The following is a 16,462-nucleotide window of genomic DNA, read 5'->3' as shown; positions in this document are numbered from 1 at the left end:
TTCGGTAGAAAGAAACTCATGTAGTTCAAAGGTTAACGAAGAAAAATGGAGAATTAATCAAACGCTTGTTTAAGATATATGTTTGGTGCAGAATCTAAAAAAATTTATATATTTATTTTTTTCTTAACAAATGGCGGAAAAATAAGAAAAATTCGCAGGATTATTAAAAATTATCACGAAATAAGTAAAAGTTTAGCGAATAATGGTTTGAAATAATAAAACGTTTTCTATATGATAAAGGTAAAGGTTAGTAAAAAAGTAGGTGAATTTATGACAGTAACATTTTATTCATATCCAAAGTGTGGCACATGTCAAAAGGCAAAGAAATGGTTTGAGGCAAACGATGTAGCATATGAGATGATTCATATTGTTGAAAATCCACCATCAAAAGAAGATTTACGTAATTTACATGAAAAAAGTGAATTACCATTAAAAAAATTCTTTAATACAAGTGGAATGCGTTACCGTGAACTTGGTCTGAAAGATAAGTTGAAAGATGCAAGCGAAGACGAAATGTATGAGCTTTTAGCATCTGATGGCATGTTGATTAAACGTCCAATTGTAACAGATGGAACGAATGTAACACTTGGTTTTAACGAAGAGCAGTTTGAAAGTGTGTGGAAAAAGTACCAATAAGGTATTTTTACATAATTAATACATTCACTGGAGGTACAGTCATGAGCATTCCAAATAATTTACGTTACTCTGAAGAACACGAATGGGTAAAAACTGAAGGTAATGAAGTTGTTATCGGTATCACTCACTTTGCACAAGGTGAGCTAGGCGATATCGTATTCGTTGAACTTCCTGAAGTAGGTGCAACAATCGAAGCTGACGAGCCATTCGGAAGCGTAGAATCTGTTAAAACAGTTTCTGAGTTATACGCACCTGTAAGCGGTAAAGTTGTAGCAGTAAACGAAGAATTAAGTGACCAACCAGAACTTGTTAACGAATCTCCATACGAGGGTGCATGGATGGTTAAAGTTGAACTTTCTGATGCAAGCCAAGTTGAGAAGTTATTAACTGCAGAAAAATATGCAGAAATGACAAACCAAGACTAATTATAGTCGACTAAAGGACAGCCTTTGTGCTGTCCTTTTTTATTTTATGTAAAATAATGAATGTAGAATCATATACTAATTATCGTGTAGGAGAACGTTTTTTGAAAAAAATTTTCGTTTAATCTTTATGCAGGTTTAGCCGTTTTTGCTTTTCGTTGTCTAGCTCCAGCGACTAGATTGTTCGGTGGCTTCGCTTCTTCCTACAAGGCAAAAAGCGCCTCTACGTCAGAAGCTCCATCCCCCTCACAATCTAAACGAGCCGCTTCCGCTTTTCATTGTCCATCTCCAGCGGCTAGATTGTTCGGTGGCTTCGCTTCTTCCTACAAGGCAAAAAGCGCCTTTACGTCAGAAGCTCCATCCCCCCTCACAATCTGAACGAGCCGCTTGCGCTTTTCATTGTCCATCTCCAGCGGCTAGCCCTTCATGTCTAAGAACCTTCCGCACGAGAAGACAAAAAGCGTCTTCTGTACGGAAGAACCTTAGCCAACAGGGCTAAACAGTCGGTTTCGCTTTTCTTTTGCAAAAATAAACAGGAAACAACATGAAAATAACGAATATACTATATACTAAGTTCAAGGTTATATAGTATATGGTGATCGGGTGATGACATATGATTTATGTAGAAAAAGTCATTATTGTAGAAGGTACATCAGATAGAAGAAAGATTGAATCTATTATTCGTGAACCGGTGGAAATTGTTTGTACAAATGGTACAATTGGTTTATCGAAAATGGATGAGCTCGTTGATCAGTTTTTTGATAAGGAAGTGTATGTACTAGTAGATGCTGATGATGCTGGAGAAAAGTTAAGGAAACAATTTCGAAAAGAATTTCCGCAAGCCGAGCATATCTATATTGATCGCTCGTACCGAGAAGTGGCAACTGCGCCATCTACACACTTAGCAAATGTATTATGGGGAGCCGACATTGACGTTTATACAGAATATTTACGGTAAGGAATGATAGAAGTGATTGATTGGACAGGAGCCGAAGCTACATCCCTAATAGAGAACGAAGAAAAAACAGTGTTATATGTATATACTCCAATGTGTGGAACATGCCAATTAGCAAAAAAGATGTTAACAGTCGTTGAGATGACAATTGAAGAGTTGAAAATTGGGATGTTAGATTTAAATTATGCTCCACATTTAGCAAAAGAGTATGGGATTGAAAGTGTACCTTGTTTACTTGTTTTTGAAAATGGGACACTGATGAAGAAGATATACGCATTTCATTCGGTTGAATATTTATATACGGAATTAAAGTAGGCGGCAAAATTTTTGCCGCCTCGACATATTTCTTGGGAAATATGTCGAGATGCAGGATGGATACAGTATTTGTCGAGCGAAAATAACAGGATTGCTCTTTAGTGAGAGGGAATGGTATGTAATAGAAAGTGATATGAAGGATGTGATTTAGGGTGAGATTATATTCTTTGCTTCAATCATTTGTAAATTACGCTAATGGTCAATATCATTTAGAGCCGCTTTTAAGACGAGAGGAAAAAACTGTTAATTTCCGTTTGGGAGATGAAAGTTGTTCGTTACAAATTTCAAGAGATTATATAGAGCTGGTACATGAGGAAAGAGGAACGGAACAAATCATTTGCTTAGACGAAAAGGATATAGAACAATTGGTTAATGGAAATGTACGATTGCAAATGTTAATGAACGATGGACGTGTACAATATTCGGGAACGTATCGAACGATGCTATTAGTCGAATCGATGTTTCATATATGTAAACCGATGTCAGTAGGTGCTTAAAATTCTGAAGGTTCATTTTTTGCGAAAATTTCTGTTGACATGGTGTTTGGATATTGATACAATTCAATTCATAAAATATAGACAATTTCATAAATTACAAATCAGACGAAAATTGAATCTGATTTCTCTTATCAAGAGAGGTGGAGGGACTGTGCCCTGTGAAGCCCGGCAACCGTCAACTTATGTTGAAATGGTGCCAATTCCTGCAAAGCAAATGCTTTGAGAGATGAGAGAGAGGGATAATGTTGTTATATACGCACATAAACCTTTCTGCTTCTCTAAAGCAGAAAGGTTTTTTTATTGTTTGAATGTGGAGGACATTCAAACAATAAAAGTAGTGATAACGGTGGACTACACACATTAAACATAAAAAATTGCGGAGTCGACCTAAACAAAAAAAGGGGTGATACATCATGATTCTATTAGAGAATGTAAAGAAAATATATAAAGCAAAAAGCGGTGATGTCACTGCTGTAGATAACGCCAATTTAAAAATAGAAAAAGGCGAAATATTTGGTGTTATCGGATATAGCGGCGCTGGGAAAAGTTCTTTAATCAGATTGTTTAATCAGTTAGAAAAACCGACTTCTGGCCAAATTACAATTGCGGATCGTGTTATATCAACAATTACAGGAAGTGAACTTCGTAAGGCAAGGCAAGAAATCGGAATGATTTTTCAACACTTCAACTTACTTTGGTCACGAACTGTACGTGAAAATATTGAGTTTCCACTTGAAATTGCAGGTGTTGATAAAACGAAGAGAAGAAAACGTGTTGATGAATTAATTCATCTTGTCGGATTAGAAGGAAGAGGAGACGCGTACCCATCTCAGCTGAGCGGGGGACAAAAACAACGCGTTGGGATTGCAAGAGCATTAGCTAACAACCCACAAGTACTTTTATGTGATGAAGCAACGTCGGCTCTTGATCCAGAAACGACAGATCAAATTTTGGATTTACTATTAGACATCAATAAGCGCCTTGGTTTAACAATTGTACTCATTACACATGAGATGCACGTAATTCGAAAGATTTGTAATCGAGTGGCGGTAATGGAGAGAGGAAAGATTGTAGAAACGGGTCCAGTACTTGATGTATTCCGTAATCCGAAGCAAGATATTACGAAACGATTTGTACAGCAGTTAACAGATTCTGAAGATACAAATGAAACGATTGAAAGTTTAATTGAAAAATATCCAGATGGAAAAGTAATTCGTTTGCAGTTTATTGGTGAGGCTGTAGAAAGACCAGTGCTTCAACGATTGATGCAACGCAGTGATATAGAAGTTAGCATTTTGCAAGGAAATATCGCACAAACGAATAACGGTTCTTACGGTAGTTTAGTTGTTCATTTAAATGGTGAGGAAACAGCGATCCAGCAAGCAATAGAAGGAATTCATCAAGATCAAGTAGAGCTGGAGGTGATTGCACATGGATAAGTTACTCGCAAATGTTGATTGGAATCAAATGTTAGAAGCAACGGGTGAAACGTTATATATGACGGCAATCGCAGCTCTTGCGACATTTGTTTTAGGACTAATTTTAGGATTGTTACTCTTCATGACAGCGAAAGATAATTTATGGGAAAACAAATCAATTAATACGGTGATTGGAGCATTCGTAAATATATTCCGTTCTATACCGTTCATCATTTTAATTATTTTATTAATCCCATTCACAAAGATTCTTCTTGGAACAATTCTTGGAGCAAGTGCAGCGCTGCCGGCTTTAATTATTGGAGCGGCACCATTCTACGCGAGAATGGTTGAAATCGCACTTCGCGAAATTGATAAAGGTGTAATTGAAGCTTCAAAAGCAATGGGAGCAAAAACAAGCACAATTATTTTGAAAGTGTTAATTCCAGAATCGTTACCAGCATTAGTATCTGGTATTACGGTTACGACAATTGCTTTAGTAGGATATACAGCAATGGCGGGAGTTGTTGGTGCTGGTGGCCTTGGAACACTTGCTTACTTAGAAGGATTCCAAAGAGGAAATAACGATGTAACAATCGTTGCGACAATTTGTGTATTACTAGTTGTATTTTTAATTCAGTGGATTGGTGATAGTTTAACGACTCGAATAGATAAACGATAATAAAAAACGGGAGGATGTTTCAAATGAAAAAATTATTACTTACGGCACTTATTTCAACTTCAATTTTTGGCTTAGCTGCTTGTGGCGGGAAAGATAAAGATGAAAAGAAGCTTGTTGTTGGTGCTTCTAACGTACCGCACGCTGAAATTTTAGAAAAGGCAAAACCGTTACTTGAGAAAAAAGGAATTGAATTAGAAGTGAAAAAATTCCAAGATTACGTGTTGCCAAATAAATCGTTAGCGGATAAGGATTTAGATGCAAACTACTTCCAGCACATTCCGTATTTAGAAAAAGAAATTAAAGATAAAAAGTATGACTTTGAAGTAGCAGGGAAAATTCATTTAGAGCCAATTGGTGTATATTCTCAAAAATATAAGAGCTTAAAAGAACTTCCGGACGGAGCGACAATTATTATGAGTAATTCTGTTGCTGACCATGGACGTGGTTTAGCAATTTTACAAAAAGAAGGTATTTTAAAAGTTAAAGATGGGGTAGATCCAGTTAAAGCAACTCCAAAAGATATTGCAGATAATCCGAAAAATCTAAAATTCAAAACGGATATCGAGCCTGGTTTATTGCCACAAGTGTATAACAATAAAGAAGGCGACGCTGTTTTAATTAACTCTAACTATGCAATTGATGCAAAGTTAAATCCGGAAAAAGATGCAATTGCAATTGAAGGAAATGATTCACCGTACGCAAACATAGTAGCTGTTCGTAAAGGCGATAAAGATAAGAAAGAGATTAAAGCTCTTGTAGAAGTATTACATTCTAAAGAAATTGAAGACTTCATTAATAAAGAATATAAAGGGGCAGTTGTTCCTGTAAAAGAATAATTGCTGAAAAGGGCTGGTGTATGCCAGCCTTTTTTATAACTACATAACTATAGGGGAGAAGGGGACATCATATGAGAAAGATTCTATTGTCAGTTGTTACAGCGCTGTCTGTATTTACATTAGCTGCTTGCGGAGGGAAAGAAGAGAATAAGCTTGTTGTTGGAGCTTCTAACGTGCCGCACGCTGTTATTTTGGAGAAAGCACAGCCAATCTTAGAGAAAAAAGGCATTAAGTTAGAGATTAAAAAGTTCCAGGATTATGTACTGCCAAATAAGGCGTTAGCGGATAAGGAAATTGATGCGAACTACTTCCAACACATTCCTTACTTAGATAAAGAAATTCAAGAAAAGGGATATAAAATTGTAAACGCAGGAAAAATCCATTTAGAGCCAATGGGGATTTATTCTAAGAAATATAAAAGTTTAAAAGAATTGCCAGATGGCGGAACAGTTATTATGAGTAATAACGTAGCGGAGCGTGGCCGTATGCTCGCATTGTTACAAAAAGGCGGCGTTATTAAATTAAAAGACGGTGTAGATGTTGTTAAAGCGACAGTAAAAGATGTTGTAGAAAATCCGAAAAACTTAAAGTTTAAAACAGATGTAGAGCCTGGATTGTCACCAAAGCTGTATGAAAATAATGAGGGAGATGCTTTATTTATTAATTCGAACTATGCAATTGATGCAAAATTAAATCCAACGAAGGATGCAATTGCGATTGAAGGATCAGACTCTCCGTATGCAAACATCATTGCAGTTCGTAAAGGTGACGAGAAGAAAAAAGAAATTAAAGAATTAGTAGAAGTATTGCATTCAAAAGAAATTCAAGACTTTATTAATAAAGAATATAAAGGTGCTGTACTTCCGATAAGTGAATAATTATAAGGAAAGGACTGGGAATTTACCGGTCCTTTTTTCTTTATATAAATAAGAAGAAAGGTGTATCATATAAAGGTGAAAAGGAAATACTTATATACATTTGTGAAAAAACGGTTACTTTTTTTCGTCGTTTGCGATATCATTTTATTTGATATAAAATTAGAATGAGAATAAAATGAGAATATGAACGTTTTAGGAATTTTTAAAATGTATATATAGGATTAATGGAGGTATTGAGATGGCTGGTTCTACATTAACGGTTAAAGACTTACACGTATCAATTGACGGCAAAGAAATTTTAAAGGGTGTAAACCTTGAAGTAAAAGGTGGAGAAATCCACGCAATTATGGGACCTAACGGAACAGGTAAATCAACTTTATCTTCTGCAATTATGGGTCACCCAAAGTATGAAGTAACAGAAGGTAGCATCATCATCGACGGTGAAGATGTATTAGAAATGGAAGTAGACGAGCGCGCACAAGCGGGTCTATTCCTAGCAATGCAATATCCAAGTGAAATTAGCGGAGTAACAAACGCTGACTTCTTACGTTCTGCAATTAACGCACGTCGTGAAGAAGGCGATGAAATTTCTCTTATGAAATTTATCCGTACATTAGATAAAAACATGGAATTCCTAGAAATGGATCCAGAAATGGCACAACGTTACTTAAACGAAGGTTTCTCTGGTGGAGAGAAAAAACGTAACGAAATTCTTCAATTAATGATGATTGAGCCAAAAATCGCAATCTTAGACGAAATCGACTCAGGTCTTGATATCGATGCATTAAAAGTTGTATCTAAAGGTATTAACCAAATGCGCGGCGAAGAGTTCGGTTGCCTAATGATTACGCATTACCAACGTTTATTAAACTACATCACTCCAGACTTCGTTCACGTTATGATGAACGGTCGTATTGTTAAATCTGGTGGCCCTGAGCTTGCACAACGTCTAGAAGCTGAAGGTTACGACTGGATTAAAAAAGAATTAGGTATTGAAGACGAAACAGCAGAGCAAGAAGCGTAAGAGAGGAGCATAAACATGACAATCGGTACATTACCTTTCGATCAAGAAACAATCCGTCAGCGCGCAAGCGAAGTAAACGAAGCTGCTTGGTTGACTGAGTTCCGCTTACAAGCTCTTGCACAAGCAACAGAACTTCCAATGCCAACGCCTGATAAAACGAAAATTGAAAAATGGGACTTTATCGGAAAAGGCGACGCTGCTAAGCAAGAGCCTGTAAGTTCTTTAACAGAGCTTCCAGAAGCAGTGAAAAACTTAATCGATGAAAATAACAGTGTATTAGTACAACGTACTGGTACAACTGCGTTCGTTTCTTTAGCAGACGAAGCAAAAGAAAAAGGTGTTATTTTTACAGACATCGTAACAGCTGCAACAGAGCATGCTGAACTATTACAAAAGTATTTAATGAAAGACGGCGTGAAGGTAGACGAGCATCGTTTAACTGCACTTCATGCTGCATTAATCAACGGCGGTGCATTCGTATATGTTCCGAAAAACGTTGTTCTTGAAACTCCACTTCAAGCTGTATTCTTAGTAGACGGCGAAGAAGCTAACGTATATAACCATGTATTATTCGTAGCTGATGCGAACAGTACTGCAACTTATGTAGAAAACTATGTTGCAAATGAAAATGCTAAAGGTATTGCAAATATCGTAGCAGAAGTAATCGTGGAACAAGGCGCACAAGTTAAATTTGGTGCGGTTGATCTATTAGCAAAAGACGTAACAACTTACGTTAACCGCCGCGGTGTTGTTGGACGCGACGGCCGCATTGATTGGGCTCTAGGCCTTATGAATGACGGAAATACAATTTCCGAGAACGTTACAAACTTAATGGGCGACGGTTCATATGCTGATACGAAAACAGTAACAATTGGCCGTGGTAACCAAACACAAAACTTTACAACTAAAGTTGTTCACTTCGGTAAACACTCTGAAGGTTGGATTTTAAAACACGGTGTACAAAAAGATAGTGCAACATCTATCTTTAACGGAATTGGTAAGATTGAACACGGTGCATCTAAATCAAACGCACAACAATCTTCTCGCGTTCTTATGTTAGATGAGAAAGCTCGTGGGGATGCAAACCCAATTCTTTTAATCGACGAAGATGATGTAATGGCAGGTCACGCAGCTTCAGTAGGCCGCGTAGATCCGTACCAATTATACTACTTGATGAGCCGTGGTATTCCAAAACGCGAAGCAGAACGTTTAGTCATCCATGGATTCTTAGCACCTGTAGTAAATGAGCTTCCAATTGAAGGAGTAAAAGCACAGCTTGTTGAGGTAATTGAAAGGAAAGTTCGCTAATGAATATTCATGAAATACGCAAACAGTTTCCAATTCTTGATCAAAAAGTGAACGGCAAACAACTTGTATATTTCGATAGTGCAGCAACTTCTCAAAAACCAATTCAAGTCATTGAAACGTTAGAACGTTACTATAAAGAATATAATTCTAACGTGCATCGCGGTGTTCATACGCTCGGTACGAAAGCTACCGACGCGTATGAAGGTGCACGCGAGAAAGTTCGCAAGTTTATTAACGCGAAATCAATGGAAGAGATTATTTTCACGCGCGGAACGACAACTGCATTAAATACAGTAGCGGCTAGCTATGGTCTTGAAAATGTAAAAGAAGGCGATGAAATCGTTATTTCTTACATGGAGCACCATAGTAACATCATTCCGTGGCAACAAGTTGCGAAGAAAACTGGTGCAACTTTAAAATACCTTCCGCTTCAACCAGACGGTACAATTTCTTTAGAAGATGTTCGTCAAACAGTTACACCGAATACAAAAATCGTTTCTATTATGCAAGTTTCAAACGTGCTTGGAACGATTAACCCTGTAAAAGAAATCGGAGCGATCGCACACGAAAATGGCGCAATTATGGTCGTTGACGGTGCACAAAGTACACCTCACATGAAAGTAGATGTACAAGATTTAAACTGTGATTTCTACGCATTATCTGCTCATAAGATGTGCGGACCTACAGGCATCGGCGTATTATATGGTAAAAAAGAATTGCTGAACAATATGGAGCCAATTGAATTTGGCGGTGAAATGATTGATTTCGTAGATTTACAAGAATCTACTTGGAAAGAGCTTCCGTGGAAGTTTGAAGCAGGTACACCGATTATCGGTAATGCAATCGGACTTGGTGCGGCAATTGATTTCCTAGAAGAAATCGGTCTTGATAATATTGAAAAGCATGAACATGAATTAGCGCAATACGCTTTAGAAAGACTATCAGAAGTAGATGGCGTTACAATTTATGGTCCAAAGCATCGCGCTGGTCTTGTTACATTTAATATTGAAGACGTACATCCTCACGATGTAGCGACTGTATTAGATGTAGAAGGCATTGCAGTTCGCGCAGGACATCACTGTGCACAACCGCTTATGAAGTGGCTAAAAGCTTCTTCAACAGCACGTGCGAGCTTCTATTTATATAATACAAAAGAAGAAATTGATACATTTGTTGAATCGCTAATCAAGACAAAGGAGTATTTCACAAATGTCATTTAATAATTTAGATACGTTATATCGTCAAGTTATTATGGATCATTATAAGAATCCTCGTAACAATGGCGTGTTAGAAGATAGTGTTACTGTTAACTTGAACAATCCAACTTGCGGCGATCGTATTCAACTTACGATGAAAGTAGAAGAAGGTATTGTGCAAGAGGCGAAGTTTGAAGGCGAAGGATGTTCAATCTCAATGTCTTCAGCTTCAATGATGACACAAGCAGTAAAAGGTAAGAAAATTGAAGAAGCACTTCAGCTTTCGAAAATTTTCTCTGACATGATGCTAGGAAAAGAGTACGATGACAGCATCGATTTAGGAGATATTGAAGCATTACAAGGCGTATGCAAGTTCCCTGCACGTATTAAATGTGCAACATTAGCGTGGAAAGCGTTAGAAAAGGGCTTAAACGAAGATAAGTAATGTTAAAGGTTCCTAAAAATGAGGTTATCTAAGGAGGGACACACCAACATGGCGAAGCAACTGCCAGATATCGGCGATTACAAATATGGTTTCAAAGACAAAGACGTTTCGATTTTCCGTGCTGGACGCGGTTTAACAAAAGAAATCGTTGAAGAGATTTCACGTATGAAAGAAGAACCACAGTGGATGTTAGACTTCCGTTTAAAATCACTGGATAAGTTCTATGAAATGCCAATGCCACAATGGGGCGGCGACTTAAATGACTTAGATTTCGATGAAATTACGTACTACGTAAAACCATCTGAGAAATCTGAGAAGTCTTGGGATGAAGTACCTGATGAAATTAAAGCAACATTTGATAAATTAGGTATTCCAGAAGCTGAGCAAAAATATTTAGCTGGTGTATCTGCACAGTACGAATCTGAAGTTGTATACCACAACATGAAAGAAGACCTAGAAGCTCTAGGAATCGTCTTCAAAGATACAGATAGCGCATTAAAAGAGAACGAAGATATTTTCCGTGAGCATTTCGGAAAAGTAATCCCACCAACAGACAACAAATTCTCTGCATTAAACTCTGCAGTTTGGTCTGGTGGATCATTCATCTACGTTCCAAAAGGTATTAAAGTTGATACACCACTTCAAGCGTATTTCCGTATTAACTCTGAAAATATGGGACAATTCGAGCGTACGCTTATCATCGTAGACGAAGGTGCACACGTACACTACGTAGAAGGTTGTACAGCACCTGTTTACACTACTAACTCACTTCACAGTGCGGTAGTAGAAATCATCATTAAAAAAGATGCGTATTGCCGTTATACAACAATCCAAAACTGGGCGAACAACGTATACAACCTAGTTACAAAACGTGCGGTTTGTGAAGAAAACGCGACGATGGAATGGATTGATGGTAACATCGGATCTAAATTAACGATGAAATACCCAGCAGTTATCTTAAAAGGCGAAGGTGCTCGTGGTTTAACATTATCAATCGCGATTGCTGGTAAAGGCCAACACCAAGATGCTGGTGCGAAAATGATTCACTTAGCACCAAACACGTCTTCAACAATCGTTTCTAAATCGATTGCGAAGCATGGTGGTAAAGTAACTTACCGTGGTATCGTACACTTCGGACCAAAAGCGAAAAACTCTCGCTCTAACATCGAGTGTGACACGTTAATCATGGATAACCAATCTACATCTGATACAATTCCTTACAACGAAATCAAAAACGATTACGTTTCACTTGAGCATGAAGCGAAAGTATCGAAAGTATCAGAAGAACAATTATTCTACCTAATGAGCCGCGGTATTTCTGAGCAAGAAGCTACAGAAATGATCGTAATGGGCTTCATCGAGCCATTCACTCGCGAACTTCCAATGGAATACGCAGTTGAAATGAACCGCCTAATCAAGTTTGAGATGGAAGGTTCTATTGGTTAAATAGAAATGCGGAGCCGACTGTTCAGACCCGTTGGCTAAGGTTCTTTCGCACAGAAGATGCTTTTTATCTTCTCGTGCGGAAGGTTCTTAGACATGAGGGTTTAGGAGGCAAAGCTGGACAATATTTAAAGTGGAAGCGGCTTGTTCAGAATGTGAGGGGGAAGAAGTGAAGCTACCGAACATTCTAGCCGCTAGAACTGGATAATATATGTATGAAGAAAGCGCCCTGCTGTGCAGGGCGCTTTTTTGTTTTGCGGATTTGTCTTGGCTTGGGAGAGGATACCCGGGTGGGTGTTCAGCTAAATATATCAACGATTTTTCAAATATATCGATCATAAACGGGAATATATCAACGATTATTTCAATATATCAACGTTTCGACAAGGAATATCGATTTGTCGACAAGATAAGACAAAAGAAAATTCTCACATACCCCAAACATTTTATAAGAACAGAGAACGACTAGGTTTAAGACAAAGAGACTGACAAATCCACTTGAACAATCAACCACTGAATTTTATATTAAACTTTTTGACAAATCCACCCCTCCCTCCACTATCTGGAATTCTTTCCTGCATTAGCAAAAGTTCCTCATATAAAAAAGGGCAATCTTTTGCTTTTTCTCACAATGCGAGTACAATGTAAAATAGCAAGAAAAGACGAAAAGTATTTACAGGATTATTGTGTGCGCATAGCGTAAATGGCAGTAAGGAACTGAGAGGAGGTTTTTTCTCTGAATATAAATAAGGAAACAATCATCCACCTTTATCATACAAACGATATACATAGTCATTTTGAAAATTGGCCGCAAATTTCTCGGTTTGTACAGGGAGAGAAAAAGCGAAGACAGGAAGCGGGAGAGACCGTTTTGACGGTTGATATCGGCGATCATGTGGATCGTTTTCATAGTATTTCGGAAGCGACGAATGGACTTGGCAATACGAAGCTTTTAAATGAGGCGTTATATGATTATGTAACGATCGGAAATAATGAAGGAATTACGTTAGCGAAGGAGCATTTGAATCGTCTATATGATGAGGCTGGATTTGAAGTGCTTGTCGCGAATTTATTTGAAAAAGAAGGTGTACGTCCGGAGTGGGCAAAGCCTTATAAATTACATACAACGACAGATGGGATTACGATTGCCTTTATCGGGTTAACGGTAGCTTATCCAGAGTTCTATCATATGCTCGATTGGCATATTGAAGATCCGCTTATCCATTTAGAGTCTATTTTAGAAGAAGTGCGAGATGAGGCTCATATTACAGTTGTCCTTTCTCACCTTGGAAAAAGCATGGATGAGTATATGGCAGAGCATTATGATATAGATGTGATTTTAGGTGCGCATACGCATCATTTATTTGAGCGTGGTGTTCTTATGAATAATACGTTACTTTGTTGTTGTGAAAAGTGGGGGCGTTACGTTGGTCACGTACAGCTTACTGTGGATATAGAGACGAAGAAACTACTGAAAAAAGACGGTAGAGCAATTAAGACGGAACGGTTAGGGGCTTATAGCGAGCCGTTATCCACAATTGAAATACTGCAGGAAGAAAGTAAGCATATAATGGCAGAGCCTGTCGTTCATTTAAAAGAGTCATTACCGGTTGATTGGTTTCATGAGGCGCCGTTTTCTCATATGTTAGCAAGTGCGCTGAAAACATGGTGCAGTGCAGAAGTTGGAATGGTGAATGCTGGTGTACTTCTTGAAGGATTAGAAGAGGGTGTTGTAACGCGCGGAGATATTCACAGAATTTGTCCACATCCAATTAATCCGTGTGCTTTGAAAGTTCCAGGAAAGATATTAAGAGAAGTTATTTTGAAAGCACGTAAACCGAATATGGAAAACCTTGAGGTAAAAGGATTCGGATTTCGTGGAAAAGTGATGGGGAAAATGATTTACGCTGGTGTAGAAGTAATTCCAGATACGATTCCTGGGAATAAAATTTTATTAGAAGATGTATTGATTAACGGCGAATCGCTGGAGTTAGACCGTATATATACAGTAGGAACAATTGATATGTTTACGTTTGGATACTTATACCCAGAGCTATCCACACTTTCTAGCAAACAATATTATATGCCAGAACTACTTAGAGATGTGTTAACAGATATGTTAATAACTTATACATCTTCCGTTAAACTATAGGCTAGTTAACTTGTAACACTCATTTTTCTCTTGTCATACAGATAAGAAAGAGAGGAGTGTGAACTATGGTTAATGTGGAGCCAATTATAATTGATAATTATACGTTTATTGCGGTTAGCGTCAAACTTCCAAAGACGAATTTGCTAGCTGTAATGAGCGATAAAGGATATATTATGTGTGGTGCATTAGATGTAGGTCTTTTAAATGAGAAGTTAGGTGATCGAGGAATTATTGCTGGCCGTGCGGTTGGTGTAAGAACGATTGAACAACTTCTTGAAGCGCCACTAGAATCGGTAACGACTGGAGCTGAAGCATTAGGCATTCCAGCAGGAACGATTGGAAAAGAAGCATTATTAAAAATGAGATAAGCATATATCGTCCCTCCTTCTTGCATAGAAATGATATAAGAAGGAGGTTTTTTTATGAGTATATTTCGCTCGAAAAACTCGCGGTTTCGAAAGGGACCTATCGCCTTTCGGTATATACTGCTTATGTCGTTTATTCTTTTTGTTATATTACTTACGCAAGGGCTGTGGATTGTGAATAATAGTATTCAGCCGACCTTAATTAAATATGGAGAAGTAGAGACAAAGAAAATGGCGACGGCAATTATGACGAAGGCGGTAAAGGATCGAATTAATGAAGGATTCGATGTCGATTCGTTAATGAAAGTACAAAATGATAAAAACGGGAAAGTATCCACAATTAATTTAAATACGAAGCAAGTAAATGAAATCGTAACGTCAACGACTACGTACATAGAAAAATATTTGCAGCAAGTAGAACAAGGGAAGTTGAAGGAGCTAGGTATTTCTGAAAAAAACGGGGCGACTATGGCAGTTCCTTTTGGGCGTGTAACTGATAATGCGCTTCTTGGTAATATAGGACCAGATATTCCGATTCAGTTCACGCCAATTGGGCATGTGAATACAGATATTAAACAAAAAATTGAGCCGCACGGGATCAACACTACAGCGATTCAAATTGTTATGGAAATGGAAGTAACGTTGCAAGTAATCATTCCATTTCATACGAAAGAGATAACGGTGAAACAAAATGTTCCGATTGCGACGCGTATCGTTCAAGGGGAAGTGCCTACGTATTATGGAAGCGGAAGTGTTGCTGTACCTGATAAAAAGAAAACAGATAGTTAATTGCATATAAAGTGAAACTTGAATCAATCGGGCTTTTACTGGATAAAAAATAACCGTAGCAATGCGCTACGGTTATCGTTTTGTATTTGCTCGTTCTTTGCGTTCCCAAAGGCTTAAATGCATATATGGATCGAAGGCCCATTCTGTATAGCCATTGTCTTTATATATGCCAAAATGTAAGTGGGGTGGGAATTTTCCGGCTGTACCAGGGGGGCCATAGCCAGTGCTACCAACAAACCCGATTACTTTTCCGGGCTCAACAATTTGTCCAAGCTGTATTTCTTTTGAGAACCCGCCTAAATGAGCGTAATAATGGTAATTGTTATGAAGGTCGCGAATACCAATGCGCCATCCACCAAGGCGGTTCCAACCTTTCGTTTCAATAATGCCATAGCAAGTCGATCTTACTGGCACGCCATATCCGGCAAAAATATCGGTTCCTTCATGAACTCGTCTGCCCCCAAAACTTCTTCCAGCACCGAAAGTACTACGGTAGCTATGGTCACTACGAATCGGAAGAGGAAAAGCATTTCCTTCTAAATTAATACGTCCATAATGTTTATAAATTTGGGCGTATTCGCTAATTAAATCAACTGTTTTTGCACGTCTATAATATTCCCAAAGCATAATTTTAATACGGTCTTCTGACGTTCCTTGTTTCCTTAAAATAGTCGCTGCGGTATGCAGAAGATCACGGTCGCTATTTGCATTTGCAAATCCATCTTTGTCACCATCTAAACCTATTCCGCCAAATAGAGAAATTGTATGGGGGAGAGTGTCGTTACTATTAACAGGTCCAGCCCATATTTCTGGTTTGAAATAAAGGGAAATGATGGCATCTGGTTTTTTTGGAATATCTTTTCTTACGCTCCGTATATTTCTTTCATATTGATCCATTGCAGCTAAGTAATACCATGGAATGCCTGAAGACTGCTCGGTTTCTTTATATAGTACCATGCGCTTTTCGTATATGCTTTGCTGATTATCTTCACCGTAGGCGATGTTTTGGTGGAGAAGAAAACAAATAGAAAGCAAAAGAGAAATTTTTCGAAGCATGAAATAGACTCCTTTCACAACATCACTCTTTTTAGTGTGGGATATACG

19 protein-coding genes and 1 riboswitch are annotated in these 16,462 nt (G+C 38.0%); of the genes, 18 read left to right on the top strand and 1 reads right to left on the bottom strand.

Annotated features, from left to right (window positions below; genetic code table 11):
* Positions 1-78: 78 nt before the first annotated feature.
* From NZ044_RS24725 to yunB, 18 genes are all read left to right on the top strand, one after another.
* The gene (locus tag NZ044_RS24725) at positions 79-216 is read left to right on the top strand and encodes a hypothetical protein (protein WP_000466517.1); all 138 of its coding nucleotides are present in this window, start codon (positions 79-81) and stop codon (positions 214-216) included.
* 54 nt (positions 217-270) lie between these two features.
* The gene (locus NZ044_RS24720) at positions 271-636 is read left to right on the top strand and encodes an arsenate reductase family protein (RefSeq protein ID WP_000218968.1); all 366 of its coding nucleotides are present in this window, start codon (positions 271-273) and stop codon (positions 634-636) included.
* Positions 637-677: 41 nt separating this feature from the next.
* The gene (gene gcvH, locus NZ044_RS24715) at positions 678-1,061 is read left to right on the top strand and encodes a glycine cleavage system protein GcvH (protein ID WP_000026896.1); all 384 of its coding nucleotides are present in this window, start codon (positions 678-680) and stop codon (positions 1,059-1,061) included.
* 610 nt (positions 1,062-1,671) lie between these two features.
* Positions 1,672-2,016: a toprim domain-containing protein gene (locus tag NZ044_RS24710; protein WP_000640870.1), complete on the top strand. Its 345-nt coding sequence runs from the start codon at positions 1,672-1,674 to the stop codon at positions 2,014-2,016.
* Positions 2,017-2,019: 3 nt separating this feature from the next.
* Entirely contained in the window at positions 2,020-2,328 is a 309-nt protein-coding gene (locus tag NZ044_RS24705) for a thioredoxin family protein (RefSeq protein WP_003280640.1), read from the top strand.
* A gap of 152 nt (positions 2,329-2,480) precedes the next feature.
* Positions 2,481-2,825: a hypothetical protein gene (locus NZ044_RS24700; RefSeq protein WP_001242143.1), complete on the top strand. Its 345-nt coding sequence runs from the start codon at positions 2,481-2,483 to the stop codon at positions 2,823-2,825.
* Positions 2,826-2,950: 125 nt separating this feature from the next.
* A riboswitch (SAM riboswitch) is annotated at positions 2,951-3,058 on the top strand.
* Between the two features lie 180 nt (positions 3,059-3,238).
* Complete coding sequence (locus NZ044_RS24695) at positions 3,239-4,264, top strand: methionine ABC transporter ATP-binding protein (protein ID WP_000601771.1); 1,026 nt, start codon at positions 3,239-3,241, stop codon at positions 4,262-4,264.
* Positions 4,257-4,922, top strand: a complete 666-nt coding sequence (locus NZ044_RS24690) for a methionine ABC transporter permease (RefSeq protein WP_000359401.1) — start codon at positions 4,257-4,259, stop codon at positions 4,920-4,922. Before NZ044_RS24695 ends, NZ044_RS24690 begins: the two co-directional genes overlap by 8 nt.
* Before the next feature lie 23 nt (positions 4,923-4,945).
* Positions 4,946-5,758 carry a methionine ABC transporter substrate-binding lipoprotein MetQ gene (gene metQ, locus NZ044_RS24685; protein ID WP_000735090.1) on the top strand — a complete coding sequence of 271 codons (813 nt, stop codon included), beginning with the start codon at positions 4,946-4,948 and terminating at the stop codon, positions 5,756-5,758.
* A 71-nt stretch (positions 5,759-5,829) separates the two neighbouring features.
* Entirely contained in the window at positions 5,830-6,636 is an 807-nt protein-coding gene (gene metQ, locus NZ044_RS24680) for a methionine ABC transporter substrate-binding lipoprotein MetQ (protein ID WP_001226751.1), read from the top strand.
* A gap of 238 nt (positions 6,637-6,874) precedes the next feature.
* Complete coding sequence (gene sufC, locus NZ044_RS24675) at positions 6,875-7,660, top strand: Fe-S cluster assembly ATPase SufC (RefSeq protein ID WP_000929162.1); 786 nt, start codon at positions 6,875-6,877, stop codon at positions 7,658-7,660.
* A 15-nt stretch (positions 7,661-7,675) separates the two neighbouring features.
* A complete protein-coding gene (gene sufD / locus NZ044_RS24670; protein ID WP_000152177.1) occupies positions 7,676-8,968 on the top strand; it encodes a Fe-S cluster assembly protein SufD in 1,293 nt (430 codons plus the stop codon).
* A complete protein-coding gene (gene sufS, locus NZ044_RS24665) occupies positions 8,968-10,188 on the top strand; it encodes a cysteine desulfurase SufS (RefSeq protein WP_001020767.1) in 1,221 nt (406 codons plus the stop codon). Before sufD ends, sufS begins: the two co-directional genes overlap by 1 nt.
* Positions 10,178-10,609: a Fe-S cluster assembly sulfur transfer protein SufU gene (sufU, locus tag NZ044_RS24660; RefSeq protein ID WP_000009525.1), complete on the top strand. Its 432-nt coding sequence runs from the start codon at positions 10,178-10,180 to the stop codon at positions 10,607-10,609. Before sufS ends, sufU begins: the two co-directional genes overlap by 11 nt.
* A gap of 48 nt (positions 10,610-10,657) precedes the next feature.
* Positions 10,658-12,055: a Fe-S cluster assembly protein SufB gene (gene sufB, locus NZ044_RS24655; protein ID WP_001118824.1), complete on the top strand. Its 1,398-nt coding sequence runs from the start codon at positions 10,658-10,660 to the stop codon at positions 12,053-12,055.
* Between the two features lie 733 nt (positions 12,056-12,788).
* A complete protein-coding gene (locus NZ044_RS24650; RefSeq protein ID WP_153587256.1) occupies positions 12,789-14,204 on the top strand; it encodes a bifunctional metallophosphatase/5'-nucleotidase in 1,416 nt (471 codons plus the stop codon).
* Between the two features lie 65 nt (positions 14,205-14,269).
* Complete coding sequence (locus NZ044_RS24645) at positions 14,270-14,572, top strand: YunC family protein (RefSeq protein WP_000248466.1); 303 nt, start codon at positions 14,270-14,272, stop codon at positions 14,570-14,572.
* A 54-nt stretch (positions 14,573-14,626) separates the two neighbouring features.
* A complete protein-coding gene (gene yunB, locus NZ044_RS24640) occupies positions 14,627-15,358 on the top strand; it encodes a sporulation protein YunB (protein ID WP_000021796.1) in 732 nt (243 codons plus the stop codon).
* Positions 15,359-15,430: 72 nt separating this feature from the next.
* On the opposite strand, the gene NZ044_RS24635 is transcribed toward yunB, so the two are convergent.
* Entirely contained in the window at positions 15,431-16,414 is a 984-nt protein-coding gene (locus NZ044_RS24635; RefSeq protein WP_000944693.1) for a M23 family metallopeptidase, read from the bottom strand.
* Between the last annotated feature and the right edge of the window lie 48 nt (positions 16,415-16,462).

Origin of the sequence: Bacillus sp. FSL K6-1338, from assembly GCF_038006965.1 — a bacterium.
In the GTDB taxonomy this organism is placed as follows: domain Bacteria; phylum Bacillota; class Bacilli; order Bacillales; family Bacillaceae_G; genus Bacillus_A; species Bacillus_A thuringiensis_S.
The sequence above is the reverse complement of the archived record's forward strand: the minus strand, read 5'-3'. Positions and strand labels throughout refer to the sequence as shown.

Bases quoted from the DNA above. Each gene is read 5' to 3' on its own strand.
- NZ044_RS24725 (WP_000466517.1), top strand. From the start codon at position 79: ATGTTTGGTGCAGAATCTAAAAAAATTTATATATTTATTTTTTTCTTA.
- NZ044_RS24720 (WP_000218968.1), top strand. From the start codon at position 271: ATGACAGTAACATTTTATTCATATCCAAAGTGTGGCACATGTCAAAAG.
- gcvH (WP_000026896.1), top strand. From the start codon at position 678: ATGAGCATTCCAAATAATTTACGTTACTCTGAAGAACACGAATGGGTA.
- NZ044_RS24710 (WP_000640870.1), top strand. From the start codon at position 1,672: ATGATTTATGTAGAAAAAGTCATTATTGTAGAAGGTACATCAGATAGA.
- NZ044_RS24705 (WP_003280640.1), top strand. From the start codon at position 2,020: ATGATAGAAGTGATTGATTGGACAGGAGCCGAAGCTACATCCCTAATA.
- NZ044_RS24695 (WP_000601771.1), top strand. From the start codon at position 3,239: ATGATTCTATTAGAGAATGTAAAGAAAATATATAAAGCAAAAAGCGGT.
- NZ044_RS24690 (WP_000359401.1), top strand. From the start codon at position 4,257: ATGGATAAGTTACTCGCAAATGTTGATTGGAATCAAATGTTAGAAGCA.
- metQ (WP_000735090.1), top strand. From the start codon at position 4,946: ATGAAAAAATTATTACTTACGGCACTTATTTCAACTTCAATTTTTGGC.
- metQ (WP_001226751.1), top strand. From the start codon at position 5,830: ATGAGAAAGATTCTATTGTCAGTTGTTACAGCGCTGTCTGTATTTACA.
- sufC (WP_000929162.1), top strand. From the start codon at position 6,875: ATGGCTGGTTCTACATTAACGGTTAAAGACTTACACGTATCAATTGAC.
- sufD (WP_000152177.1), top strand. From the start codon at position 7,676: ATGACAATCGGTACATTACCTTTCGATCAAGAAACAATCCGTCAGCGC.
- sufS (WP_001020767.1), top strand. From the start codon at position 8,968: ATGAATATTCATGAAATACGCAAACAGTTTCCAATTCTTGATCAAAAA.
- sufU (WP_000009525.1), top strand. From the start codon at position 10,178: ATGTCATTTAATAATTTAGATACGTTATATCGTCAAGTTATTATGGAT.
- sufB (WP_001118824.1), top strand. From the start codon at position 10,658: ATGGCGAAGCAACTGCCAGATATCGGCGATTACAAATATGGTTTCAAA.
- NZ044_RS24645 (WP_000248466.1), top strand. From the start codon at position 14,270: ATGGTTAATGTGGAGCCAATTATAATTGATAATTATACGTTTATTGCG.
- yunB (WP_000021796.1), top strand. From the start codon at position 14,627: ATGAGTATATTTCGCTCGAAAAACTCGCGGTTTCGAAAGGGACCTATC.
- NZ044_RS24635 (WP_000944693.1), bottom strand. From the start codon at position 16,414: ATGCTTCGAAAAATTTCTCTTTTGCTTTCTATTTGTTTTCTTCTCCAC.